The 12,128-nt window shown below is 42.7% G+C and carries 15 protein-coding genes and 1 pseudogene; 3 read left to right on the forward strand and 13 right to left on the reverse strand.

Going from position 1 to position 12,128, the window contains the following annotated elements:
- Window positions 1-23 precede the first annotated feature (23 nt).
- The gene (gene miaB, locus V7R35_RS03140) at window positions 24-1,457 is read right to left on the reverse strand and encodes a tRNA (N6-isopentenyl adenosine(37)-C2)-methylthiotransferase MiaB (protein ID WP_334013228.1); all 1,434 of its coding nucleotides are present in this window, start codon (window positions 1,455-1,457) and stop codon (window positions 24-26) included.
- 255 nt (window positions 1,458-1,712) lie between these two features.
- Here miaB and V7R35_RS03145 point away from each other — a divergent pair, with 255 nt between their 5' ends.
- Window positions 1,713-2,888 carry an FAD-dependent monooxygenase gene (locus V7R35_RS03145; RefSeq protein WP_334013229.1) on the forward strand — a complete coding sequence of 392 codons (1,176 nt, stop codon included), beginning with the start codon at window positions 1,713-1,715 and terminating at the stop codon, window positions 2,886-2,888.
- Entirely contained in the window at window positions 2,888-3,064 is a 177-nt protein-coding gene (locus tag V7R35_RS03150) for a hypothetical protein (protein ID WP_334013230.1), read from the forward strand. The genes V7R35_RS03145 and V7R35_RS03150 overlap by 1 nt, the downstream gene beginning before the upstream one ends.
- A gap of 130 nt (window positions 3,065-3,194) precedes the next feature.
- On the opposite strand, the gene V7R35_RS03155 is transcribed toward V7R35_RS03150, so the two are convergent.
- From V7R35_RS03155 to V7R35_RS03165, 3 genes are read right to left on the reverse strand one after another with little or no spacing between them, the layout of a single operon-like run.
- A complete protein-coding gene (locus V7R35_RS03155; RefSeq protein ID WP_334013231.1) occupies window positions 3,195-4,940 on the reverse strand; it encodes an alpha-amylase family glycosyl hydrolase in 1,746 nt (581 codons plus the stop codon).
- A gap of 11 nt (window positions 4,941-4,951) precedes the next feature.
- Window positions 4,952-5,377, reverse strand: coding sequence for a GlcG/HbpS family heme-binding protein (locus V7R35_RS03160; protein ID WP_334013232.1), 426 nt, complete (start codon window positions 5,375-5,377; stop codon window positions 4,952-4,954).
- On the reverse strand, window positions 5,374-6,342 hold the full coding sequence (locus tag V7R35_RS03165) for an aldo/keto reductase (protein WP_334013233.1): 969 nt from the start codon (window positions 6,340-6,342) through the stop codon (window positions 5,374-5,376). Before V7R35_RS03165 ends, V7R35_RS03160 begins: the two co-directional genes overlap by 4 nt.
- A gap of 142 nt (window positions 6,343-6,484) precedes the next feature.
- On the opposite strand from V7R35_RS03165, the gene V7R35_RS03170 reads away from it, so the two are divergent.
- Window positions 6,485-7,375: a LysR family transcriptional regulator gene (locus V7R35_RS03170; RefSeq protein WP_334013234.1), complete on the forward strand. Its 891-nt coding sequence runs from the start codon at window positions 6,485-6,487 to the stop codon at window positions 7,373-7,375.
- On the opposite strand, the gene V7R35_RS03175 is transcribed toward V7R35_RS03170, so the two are convergent.
- From V7R35_RS03175 to V7R35_RS03215, 9 genes and pseudogenes are all read right to left on the reverse strand, one after another.
- A complete protein-coding gene (locus tag V7R35_RS03175; protein WP_334013235.1) occupies window positions 7,353-7,970 on the reverse strand; it encodes a hypothetical protein in 618 nt (205 codons plus the stop codon). The genes V7R35_RS03170 and V7R35_RS03175 overlap by 23 nt on opposite strands.
- Before the next feature lie 212 nt (window positions 7,971-8,182).
- Window positions 8,183-8,527: a hypothetical protein gene (locus tag V7R35_RS03180; RefSeq protein ID WP_334013236.1), complete on the reverse strand. Its 345-nt coding sequence runs from the start codon at window positions 8,525-8,527 to the stop codon at window positions 8,183-8,185.
- Window positions 8,528-8,593: 66 nt separating this feature from the next.
- Window positions 8,594-9,199, reverse strand: coding sequence for an RDD family protein (locus V7R35_RS03185; RefSeq protein ID WP_334013237.1), 606 nt, complete (start codon window positions 9,197-9,199; stop codon window positions 8,594-8,596).
- A gap of 82 nt (window positions 9,200-9,281) precedes the next feature.
- Window positions 9,282-9,653, reverse strand: coding sequence for a hypothetical protein (locus tag V7R35_RS03190; RefSeq protein ID WP_334013238.1), 372 nt, complete (start codon window positions 9,651-9,653; stop codon window positions 9,282-9,284).
- Between the two features lie 79 nt (window positions 9,654-9,732).
- Window positions 9,733-10,155 carry a hypothetical protein gene (locus tag V7R35_RS03195; RefSeq protein ID WP_334013239.1) on the reverse strand — a complete coding sequence of 141 codons (423 nt, stop codon included), beginning with the start codon at window positions 10,153-10,155 and terminating at the stop codon, window positions 9,733-9,735.
- 217 nt (window positions 10,156-10,372) lie between these two features.
- Window positions 10,373-10,870, reverse strand: a complete 498-nt coding sequence (locus V7R35_RS03200; protein ID WP_334013240.1) for a DUF3592 domain-containing protein — start codon at window positions 10,868-10,870, stop codon at window positions 10,373-10,375.
- Between the two features lie 111 nt (window positions 10,871-10,981).
- On the reverse strand, window positions 10,982-11,410 hold the full coding sequence (locus V7R35_RS03205; protein ID WP_334013241.1) for a hypothetical protein: 429 nt from the start codon (window positions 11,408-11,410) through the stop codon (window positions 10,982-10,984).
- Window positions 11,411-11,569: 159 nt separating this feature from the next.
- Window positions 11,570-11,704 carry a hypothetical protein gene (locus V7R35_RS03210; protein ID WP_334013242.1) on the reverse strand — a complete coding sequence of 45 codons (135 nt, stop codon included), beginning with the start codon at window positions 11,702-11,704 and terminating at the stop codon, window positions 11,570-11,572.
- A gap of 30 nt (window positions 11,705-11,734) precedes the next feature.
- Window positions 11,735-11,866, reverse strand: a pseudogene (locus V7R35_RS03215) (excalibur calcium-binding domain-containing protein); the annotation flags it as partial.
- Between the last annotated feature and the right edge of the window lie 262 nt (window positions 11,867-12,128).

Below are 12,128 nucleotides of genomic sequence, written 5' to 3' on the forward strand. Positions count from 1 at the left end.
CTCGCTCTTTTAAAAAAGTGTTGTTAGGCTGGGTTAAATTGACCCACGCCAAGTTCATCCGGCAAATCTGCCTGATGTTTTGCCATGATAGATTGGGGCGAAACGGCAACACGCAAGCCCATTTCGCTTTCTCTACGCACAACTTCACCACGCAATGAGTTGGTGAAAACATCGGTAATGTTCACATCAACAAACTCACCAATCATGTCTGGCGTGCCTTCAAAGTTAACCACGCGGTTGTTTTCAGTACGGCCTGAAAGCTCCATCGGGTTTTTCTTAGACGGGCCTTCAACCAAAATACGCTGCTCTGTACCCACCATGTGGCGTGCAATGCGCAGTGCTTGCTGAGTAATGCGTTGTTGGAGTAGGTGTAAGCGTTGCTTCTTAGTCTCTTCGCTTACATCATCTACGGCATCGGCTGCAGGTGTACCTGGACGTGCACTGTAAATGAAGCTGAAGCTAAGGTCGTAATCTACGGCCTGAATTAAATCCATGGTAGCTTCAAAGTCGGCGTCAGTTTCGCCAGGGAAACCAATAATGAAGTCACTCGACAAACTAATGTTTGGGCGAATCTTCTTAAGCTTACGCATTTTAGATTTATATTCTAACGCCGTGTGACCACGCTTCATCAGATTCAAAACGCGATCTGAACCGCTTTGAATTGGAAGGTGTAAGTGGTCTACAAGCTCAGGAATAGAGGCGTACGCTTCAATAATGTCGTCAGTAAATTCTACTGGGTGTGACGTGGTGTAACGAATACGGTCAATACCATCGATAGCGGCAACAAGCTCTAAAAGCTCTGAGAAACGGCAAATCGTGCCGTCGAAGTGTTCACCGCGAAACGCGTTTACGTTTTGGCCAAGTAAGTTAACTTCGCGAACGCCTTGCCCGGCAAGTTGCGCAATTTCAAGTAACACGTCATCAACCGGGCGGCTTACTTCTTCACCACGGGTGTACGGTACTACGCAGAAAGTGCAGTATTTCGAGCAACCTTCCATAATAGAAACAAACGCCGTTGGCCCTTCAGCGCGAGGCTCGGGTAAGCGGTCGAATTTCTCGATTTCAGGGAAGCTCACGTCAATCACTGACTTTGCGCCGCCTTGAAGTTCGTTAATCATTTCAGGCAAACGGTGCAGTGTTTGTGGGCCGAAAACTAAGTCAACAAACGGTGCTCGCTGACGAATAGTGTCGCCTTCTTGTGAGGCAACGCAGCCACCAACGCCAATAATAAGTTCGGGCTTATCTTGCTTAAGGGTTTTCCAACGACCTAGTTGGTGAAACACTTTTTCTTGTGCTTTTTCGCGAATAGAGCACGTGTTAAGCAAAATAACATCGGCCTCTTCAGCGCTTTCTGCCGCGCTGTAGCCGTGCGTTGAGTCGAGTAAGTCTGCCATTTTTTCCGAGTCGTACTCGTTCATTTGGCAGCCCCAGGTTTTGATATACAGCTTTTTAGTCATAACAACTATTCGATAACCTGATAAAGTTCCAAGTAAGTGGTGGCGGTGTGTTGTATGAGTAATTCCAACAATTGCGCAACACCCGTTACGTAAGATGTTCAAAATAGCCGCATATTTTACCTGTTATGCACGCATATTCCCAGTGTCTTGCGACGATTCATTGTGTTTTGATCTAAGGCAAACCTATTCTACGTTTTACTTCACACGGCAAAGTGTTTTATTACATAATGCAAGTGCGTGTTTTAAGGAGAGTAAATGGTCGATTTTTGTATTAATGGCGGCGGCATGGTAGGCGCAGCGTTAGCGTTGGGTTTAGCCCAGCAGCAGTATAACGTGGTGGTGATAGAGCCATTTTTACCCAAGCCGTTTAGCGATAGCGATGGCCCTGATCTTCGTGTATCAGCTATAAGCGATGCGTCGGTGACACTTCTTGAAGCATTAGGCGCATGGCAGCATATTAAAGCGATGCGTGTAAAACCCTATACGGGGTTAAGCGTATGGGATGAACCACAGCATCGAACCGACTTTACCGCCCAAAGCATCAACGTACCTCAACTAGGGTATTTTGTTGAAAACAGGTTGTTGCAGCTTGGCTGTCTACAAGCACTTGAACAATTTGAGAACGTAACGGTTATTACCGGGAAAAAGGTTAAACGTATTGCACTTGAGCAAACGGCAACGGTAACGCTAGCCGATGACACCTCAATTGAGGCGCAATGGCTTGTTGGTGCGGATGGTGCGAATTCCCAAGTGCGACAAGCGGCTGGTATAGGCACTAACGGTTGGCAATACGCTCAGCAAGCGATGGGCATTACAGTTGAAATGCAAAAGCCGGTAGACGCCATAACGTGGCAACAATTTACGCCTAGTGGCCCAAAGGCTTTCTTGCCCATGTTTGGCAATTACGCCTCGCTTGTATGGTACGACAGTGTTGACGAATTAAAGCGCCTAAAAAGCCTTAATAATGCACAGCTTACACAAGAAATTACGGCAGCGTTCCCACAAGAGCTAACCCTTAACAATAATACGTTTTCGGTGGTTGATAAGGCCGTATTCCCGCTTACGCGTTCGCATGCGAACAGTTATATCAAGGGTTGCAGTGTTATTCTTGGTGATGCAGCGCACACTATAAACCCGTTAGCGGGGCAGGGCGTTAACTTAGGCTTTAAGGACATTGAAGCCTTTTTGTCGGTAACCGCCAAGCGCATGCCATTACATTCTGATGCATTTGTGAGTGCCTTAAAACAAGACTTTGAAACGCCAAGAAAGCGCGATAACGTTATAATGATGACGGCAATGGATGGGTTCTATACCTTGTTTAGCAACGACGTTGCCCCCATAAAATGGATAAGAAATCAGCTTCTTTCGGTTGCCCAGCGCATAGAGCCTGCGAAGAAAGAAGTGCTTAAATACGCGATAGGAATGCGATAATGGAAGTTATTATTTTATTGGCCGTATTGTTTGGCGCATTAGCGCTCATCATACCGCTTATTGAACGCTCGAAAATGAGAATTAGCAATGAAGATGCCGCAAAATGGGCAAAGTGGATTTGGCCACTAATGGGTATTTTGCTTATTGCACAGTTAGTGCGTATGTTGTTGCAGTAAAACTGCGATGGTAACAGGTTATCGTAAAAAGCACGCTATAGCGTGCTTTTTAATAGGAGCGTCAGTAATACAAGAGATTACCCATGTACCTAATTGAAAGGTGGTAAGCGGCTAATCCATTAATTCATGACTAAAGCGCAAAGATTCCAAAGCTAAGCGCAGGCAAAGCAAGCTGTACTACGCCGTCTTTCTCCATTAGGCGCGCATCACCAAATAAGTGTTTTTGCTGCGCAAACGACGCATCAAGTTTAACCACTTGTTTTTGTGTAGATGCGTTAAAAGCTACAAACAAAGGGCTTCCGTGGACATCGCTAGTACGCACATAGGTATACACTTGCTTACTGTTATCTACCAACTGTGTTTTCATTTCGCCGTACTGCAATACAGGCAGCTGCTTGCGAATATTAGCAAACGTTGAAATAGCTTGGTAAATAGGGTGCTTTGTATCGAAGTTATCGTCAACCGTGGTGGCATTTGTACCAAGAAGGTCGTTGTCGTTATACGAGGCGACATATGACGGCATCATATCTTCTCTGGCATCTACGTCGTTGCCATCACCCGTAAAACCTTGCTCGTCACCATAATAAACAACTGGCACACCTCTAGAAAAATACATGAAGGCATGGGCAAGTATGCTTCGTTGAAGCTTTTCCTCATGAGGCGCATCACTTAATGCGCTATTAATAAAATGTCCAGGTCTGCCCATATCGTGATTGCCTAAAAAGGTAAGCAGTTGAGTAACATCACTATTATCATCGTTATACAAGTTATCTTGTTCAATTAAACTGGCTAACTTGCTAACCTTGCTATTGTCGAAAAACACATGACGAGCAGCATCTTGAAACCCGAAGTCTAACACAGCGGGGAGTTTTCCTTCAGTAGTGTAAAGGCTTAGCGCTTTTGGTGATGCGTCGTAAACCTCTCCGAATATATGAAATTTCGGAATGCCTTCTTTATGGGCATGAGCCATAATTGCTGGCGAAAATGCCTGCCAAAATGGCAGCTGAACATGACGCACAGTGTCTATTCTAAAGCCATCTGGTTTAAATTCGGTGATCAGGTTCTTGTAAATATCTATCATGCCCGACACCACATCTGGGTGCTCGGTATTAATGTCGTCTAGACCATTAAAATCGCCAAACAAGCTGTTTTCACCCTGAAAAGAAGTGTCGCCCTGATTGTGATAGTAGCGAGTGTCGTTCAGCCATTCAGGCGACTTCACCGATTCTTCGTCAGCCGTTATAAAAGGCGTTAACGTGCCTTTTTCTTTAACCTCAGCGAGGGTTCGGTATTCACAGTGGTCTCTACCTTCAAGGTGCTCGCCGTTTTTCTGATGACATTCCTCATACTTAATAACATCTGCGGTATGGTTGGTAATAATGTCGAAAAACACCTTTATATTTCTGCTATGCGCTGCGTCTATAAGCTGTTTTAAGTCAGCATTACTACCAAAGTGCGGGTCAATCTCGGTAAAATCGACTATCCAATATCCGTGATGCGCTATGCCGTCATCCTGCACGGCTTTATTCCTAAGAATAGGCGTCATCCAAATAGCGGTAATGCCCATACCTTCAAGGTAATCGAGTTTTTGCTCAATACCCGCCATATCGCCGCCGTGAAACGCCCACTTTGATGTGGGTTCAAACCCGCCGTGCGAAATAGAACCTACTGGTGCTCCTAAATCGTTTTCAGTATTTCCATTGTAAAACCTATCAGGCATAACAAAATAAAAACTGTCTTCTTGAATATCACGCTGAAGGTAGTGAGTAAGCGCAGTATTGTGTGGTATTGCTGCCTTTTCGTTTCCATCACATGCACTTAAACAGCCTAGTAAAACAGAAAGGGTTAGTAGCTTAATGCTTGTTCTCTTTTTCATTGTTTTCAGCCTTAGCTGTTATTGAAAATGGTTTCTATGGCATCCACGGCAAGCTTTTCGTCTTCAAACTCATCCATACCACTAATACCAACACCACCAATAACACGGTTTTCACTGTTTTCTACTGGCGCACCGCCAGCCATTCCGGTAATTCTGGTGTCAGTCCAAAAGTTAATGGTTTTGTTGGTACTAAGTGCCCACTTTGCAAGTGTACTGGTTTTTTGTCTGTCGCGGGCAGATGTATACGCTTTGTTTTGGGCAAGCAAGCACGTTTGTGGGCTGGCTAAATCCATTCTGCTAAACGTAATAAGCTCGCCGGCGCTATCGACAACAGCAACTGCAATGTTTTGTTGATTGCTCTGTGCCCACTTAATAGCGTAATCAGTGACTGCTTGAGCTTGCTGCATGCTTATTTGCGTATCATTGTCAGACATCATGGTAATTCAGCTCCTCTGGCAAGTACGTAAAGCGAATACCAGTCTTCACGGGTTAATTGAATTGAAGTTGCTGCCGCAGCGCTTTTAATTCGCTGTGGGTTGGCCGACCCGATAATAGGCTGAATATTTGCACTTAAGCGCATCAACCAAGCCAAAACAATAGCGTCTGGTGACACGTTATATTTCTCTGCAAGCGAATCTACACATGCCTTGGTTTGCTGTTCTTTTTCGTTAAGCTGCATCGGCGCACCAGTATATTTACCTTGGCTTGCCGCGCCCCACGACTGAAGCTGAATGCCGTTTTGTACTGCATATTCAATGGTACCGGGCGTAAAGTTCACCGCGCCACCTTCTGGATTGCCTACCAAAATACCTTCCTCAACAAATTGAAGGTTCGTCAGGCTCATCTCAATTTGATTGGCAATAAGCGGTCTATCGGTAAAGTGTTGAAGGTGCTGAATTTGAAGCGCACTCATGTTCGACACACCAAAATGTTTTACCTTGCCGCTCTCGTGCAGCTTATCCATTGCACTGGCAATATCGGCAGGATCCATCAATGGGTCGGGGCGGTGGAAAAGTAATATATCTAAATAGTCGGTTTTTAGACGCTTAAGCGACTGCTCAACGCTTTCTATTATCCATTCAGACGACAAGTCATAACGCTTTGGGCCAGACTCATCATCAAATCGAATGCCACATTTCGACTGTATTACCATCTTTTCACGTAGCGACGGTGTTTGCGTAAGCACATTGGAAAAAGCCTGTTCTGCTTTGCCCATTTTATAAATGTCAGCATGATCAAACACTGTGATACCGCTCTCTAGCGCGGCATTTATCGCGTGATCTGCTTGCTTTTGGTGCTCGCTACTAAGTGGTGAAGTATTCCATTCACCGCCAATGGCCATGCAGCCGTACACAAGCTGGCTAGCATGTGGAAAATAATGTTGAAGAGGAAACGTGCTCATAATTCTTCTCGTCGTATTTATCACTGTGAAATTTATTACACAAAGTGTATAGGGCTTTTGGCAATTCTTCAGCGTTAATAAAACGAATTCATTGTATGGTATAGTGAATAATAGATAGCAGCTATAGTGAATAGTGTTGATTGTGAAACCACATAAAAAAATTGAGCGTTTAGTGTTGTTTAGCGCGGTTGCAGATACCTTAAATTTTGGAGAAGCGGCTGAACGCTTAGGCATTTCTAGAGGGTATTTGTCTGAGCAAATCAAGGCGCTTGAAGAGGCGCTAGGCGTAAAGCTTCTGCAGCGTTCAACTAGGCAAGTGCACCTTACTGCGGAAGGGCAACAAGTACATGCCGATACAAAGAAGCTGACTAAATGTGTGCAAGATATAGAACAAAACTTAATTCGTGAGCAAACCCAACTAGAGGGGAAAATTTCGTTAACGGCGCCAAACCTTTTTGCGCATTTTGTTTTGGGCGAATGCTGTTTTCAATTTTCTCAAGAAAACCCTGGAGTGTCGCTGCACATTGATACCAGCTACCACAGACACGACCTCAACAAAGGTCAATTTGATATTGCCTTTAGGTCGACCAATAATCCGCCGCAGGACATGGTGGCAAAACCTTTGTTTCAATATGAGCATATGATAGTGGCTTCGCCAGATTATATTCGAGCCAACGGAATGATAGAGCACGTAAGTGAATTAGCTTCACATGCGTGTTTAACAGGGCCTGATCAAGACAGCTGGACCATAAACAGAAAGCGTGTGGCGGTATCTGGCTGGCTTAAAGTGAACGACAATTTGTCGTTAATAGCACATGTGAAAAAGGCAAGGGGTGTGGCTAGGCTGCCTAGTTACGTAGTATTGCAATGTATTGAGCAAGGTGAAATGGAAGTTATCTTTAAAGAGGCTAACCCGATGCAGCACACAATGTATATTGTACATCCTCAGCGACTTCATCAGTCGGCAAGAATGCGTGCGTTCTTAAATGCCGTTAAGCATTGGCGCTATCCTAGTGCTTCTTTTTCTTCCTAGAGAAGCCAATGCCAGCTAAAGCCAAGCCCATAATGGCTAAGCCAACAGGTTCAGACACACTAAAAAGCTTAACTTCTTCAAACACAATGTCGTCGTAGCCAGTACCATCACTTATTGAAAAGATATTCAACCACGCTATATCGCCAATTTCTTCAAGGGTTAGCGTTTCATTCTTACCGCCGTCTATAGTTGAAATGCTGGTAAGCAAGTTATTGTCTACGTCGTATGCTTCAAGTGTAGTGTCGTTTCCATCGGTAACTAATATTGAAAAGAATGTGGTAAATGCACGCTCATTTATATCGTTAGGATTAACAAAGAACATTTTAATATCTGGCGTGTAGTCTCCGCAGGCGCCTTTTCCTTCGCTGTATAGATGCACAACACCCGTACCATATGCGCTATTGGTACAATCACCCACTAATGCATTTTCGAACACAATGCCAAGACTAGCAAATTGATTGCTGATGATTTGTGGTTTGAATTGTGGTTGCGGGGTGTAACCAGCCTGAACTTCTTCAAAACCGATGCTTATCAATCCAGCATGCGCAACGCTAGATAATACAAATAGAAAAGCGCCAATTACTGTTCGTTTCATTTCAGACTCCAAACCAACATACAACCATTAGTAGTATTTGATGCAAAAATCATACCTTCTATGTAAGGCTATGTTATTGCATTGGTTTATTTTTGAGCACCGTTTTTTTTACTTCAAGTGTTAAGCAAGTTGACAGTGTTCAGAACAAAAATTCACCTTAAAACTCGTTTGTTCAGCAGCGTGGGCTTGCCATTCGCGGTAGGGCTGTTTTTCTAATTGCAATTATCCAGCAGAGCCGCTTCATTGTTTTCAATTTCCGAAACCAACAGCGATTGGCTAAATTGATCAATCTCGTCACTTTTTCTGCTGCTCATCATTGGCTTTGCCAGGTTCATAATATTCACTCTGGCTTTCAGTGAGTTACATATCACTCTTCTTGCTTCTTCATACCTTTGAGTATCAATGTAATGCTGAATAGCTTGTAATTCTAAAGCGCCATAATACAGTTGACTTACATTTGAACCAGCAATGTTTGAGGTACCTGCTACAAATCCAGCAAAAAGCGAAAGTAGCGAAATAACAACTGTAAAAAGCGCGAAAAGAAGTTTTGATTTCATTGTAAAGTCCTTGTGTTTAACGTTACGTTTGTTTAGTCCTTTTTAAAACAACCTACGATTTATGAGCTAATCTTTTAAGGACTTATGTTCCTGTTCATCGTCCTCTAAAACAACTTTTGTATTGGCTAGCGAGTCGTGCCAACAATCGCGAGAGCTTCTAAAAATAGAAAGTGGTTCGAATGGAATCATGCGCGCAAATGTGCGCCCAGCAATTTGATATATGTCTGGCTTTTCACCCGACAAATTAACCACTTTTGTTTTTGTAAAATGTTTACCTACAGATTTGCCTGTGATTGTTTCGAGCGGCACATAGTAAATTAAATACATTAGCAGTCCGAAAACAATGTCGGGCAACTCAAACAGCATTTCCGTTACATGGCCAAGGCCAATTAAGTTCATAATAAAGCTAGCGACAAACGCAAATATAAACACAACCAACGCATCTAAAATGTGATTAACCAACCTCAGCATTCTGGGGGCTGCTTCAAGGGTAGAGCCACTAATGTCTTCTTGCTTATCACTAACCTTGTTAGACGTGCTCTGTTCTGTGATTTGGCGGGCACGTAGTTCGCTTTCAATGCGCTCAACTCGCTCTGGAAAAGCGTCTTTATCAACATCAGCTAGCGCATCTTCAAGCTCTATTGTGGAGTATTCTGAGTAGTTGGGTTCCATTTTATTGTTGTGTTCCTTGGTGGTTTGTTTTGTATTTCATCGAACAAGGAACAAGCCCTTATAAAACGAAAAATAAGTTATTTTAATCAGTTGGGCAGCTCTCGTCGTCGAATAAATATTCGTATATACCATGCTCAGTTTTTAGTACTGCATTATTGGAATCTATTATTCTTAATTTTAAGTTCGACATAGATAAGGCTGAGATAAGCCCCGAGCAATTGCCTATGTCCTTAGGTTGAGGAAGGTTTTGCATATCCGCCAACGCCTGCATTATATTGCTCGACTTGTTTTCTCTATTAATACTCATTTTGAGTTTTGGGCCAGGCGGAAGTTCTGAACGCTTTATTCTAGTGCCAGTGACAGTTATTTTATTTTCAGGTTCCTTTTCCTGAGTGGGTTTAGATGCGCATGCGGAAAGTATGCTAAGTAAGGTAAGAATGAGTAAAAGCTTCATGTTGACTCCGTGTCTTGCGAGTTGTTTTCATTAATTTCCGTCATGAGATAGCTTTTTACATAACGATTAGATATATCGTCTAGTGAAAAATATTTCCGCATTTATGGCAAAACCATTGTCGATGCCAATGTGCATATTGCAGGGGCCACCGGTATTTATTGAATTTATAGGCAAAATGCACAAGGTATCCGCCAGTTGCTATTAACAGCAAACCAAAGAAAAACCAGAAGTTTAATTCGCTGGATTTTGTTACCAAGAGGGCGCCGATAGCAATTAGAATTATCAAGTATCTGTATGTGAGCTTTTCAGGGGGCGCAGCTTTCTTTGCCAAGTTAGAAACTGATGTTTCGTTTGTAGTGGTTCTTGCACCACCAAGACCACCTCCATAATTGCCACCCAGTAAACCAAACGAATAGCTTGTGCTTTCAGTCGTTGAATAGCCGCCGTCATAAACAACTTCTAATCTTTGTGTGTTATCAGATCCGCAATTCTTACAATCCATTAAAACCTCCATATTCTGAATTAGCGACAGGGCTTTGTGTAAACGTGAAAATAGTTCGTACAGTTTGTAAACACCAGCGAATAGTCTTCCCTAAAAACGCGAAACAAGCGTGCCCAAACTATAGGCTAATTGAAAGCGCATTGGCATTCAATAAAGTTGGCAATTAGCGTTTAGCTTCATAGCTAATGTTAAGTGTCTTAGATAATTTTTCAGTGCTTTAAAAATGAAAACGACTTACATAAGTCAAAAAAGGCGCCACTGCGACGACAAGCGTAACCAAAATTCCAAATTTATTCGCCTTAATTAAAAAGCTTTTTTGTGGTTTTTTAGGGTTGTAGTAAATGGTAACAGTGTCTTCGGTTGGCATGTTGATGCCAGATTGTTGTTTAAGAAGTAAGCCCTTCGCATTGTAATTGGTAACGAAGACCCAAGGTGAAATGCGCGTTCCTTCATAAGTTTTACCAGCTACTGTATATGAATAGAGCGCTTTACCACGGTATTGCTGTTCGGTTAAATCGTTTGAGATACCAAACTTTTTCAGTCCTAAGCTGTGAATTTGGCCAACAGTAGAAGCCCAATATCGTGTTTGGATTTGAAAATATGCTGAATAAAGGCACACAACGAGCATATAGCATGAAGCCCAGAACCAAATTCCCTGAAGCTCTCCTTCTGAGGCCAAATCGAACATTTGGTGAAAGTAATTAAAAATATCCATATTGAGTAACTTTCCTATTAGCGTTCAGGCGGGTGGAGCGTAAAAGCTACGTTTCCCTGCGTGTATGCGTTTCTAGCGAACGAAGTGAGTGAGGCTATTTGCTTGTTAACTCTATTTACTATTGGGTTCAAGAAGTTCACCACTTTGCAAAACCACAATTTCAAATTCATCAGAATTAAACTTGTACGGTAGAGTTGTCAGTGTTACAAGATAGTACCAAATGACGGTCCCTTCTCGGCTGAAAGCAGGTTTAAGTTCGACCTCTTTAACACCAAGGTTAGACTCTGCTTTTTCAAAATACTTATATGCTTTATTAACAGCCTCACCGATTGCTAATCTTGGCTCTCCCTTGCCATCCCACGTCGCATTTTCCATGTCGAACTGCCAAGATTTAATTGTATAGCTGCCTTCCTGTGTGCTGATTAGAAAAAAGTTTTCTTCATCTGCTTGAGAATCGCTTGAGTAGCCGATAACTTTATTTTCATTCGCAGCTGCGACCGAACAAATTAATGATAATGCTAAGATAAAACCCTTCTTCATGTGACAATCCTTTTGATAGAGCTGATTTTAATTAACAGGCGACTGTGGGTGGGGCGCAACAGCGAAACTGTATTGTGTTAGCGTCCCAGTGAATGTTTAATTTCCCTATGTTCACACACTTTAACAGAGAGCCTTTTCAGTGAGGTTGAAACTTCTAGTTTAAGAAAATGTTTGATTCAAAAATTTAGCCATATTCTGTTTTTGGTAGTCTTCCATAGACACATAGAACCCCAAACTACCTAAAATCATGACCGCAGCTGTGTAAGCCAATATCTTTCTCGTTTTAGCTTTCATATTAGTTCCTTGGTTTTGTTATTTACATTGCTAAAACTGCTTTTCACATGGTATTCCGTCATTGTCGCCATCCATTTTTGTATTTGGGCAGTTCTCTAAGAAAAATTTTGCTTCTTCATAAGATGTCATTTGACTGCAATGTTGTCTACCATCGCAACGAAATGAAAAACGGTCTGCTTGAATTAGAGTTTCTTGTTGAGGTAAGGCAGGTTGTGGTAGTACTTCTACGTTTTGATCATTCTTGGAATAAATAAAGACTCCAATTAGAACGGCTAAAAGTAGTAATAATTTCTTTGACATCTAAATTTCTTCCCTGAGTACATAACACCCGCACAAAGGGCGATAACACATGGGCTAAATAAGGAACTAAGTGACGCAATCCATGTCTTAGTGTCCCGGCGAGCGAAGCAAGTGCCTTTAGTGT

Source organism: Alteromonas sp. S167, from assembly GCF_036864375.1.
GTDB lineage: Bacteria > Pseudomonadota > Gammaproteobacteria > Enterobacterales > Alteromonadaceae > Alteromonas.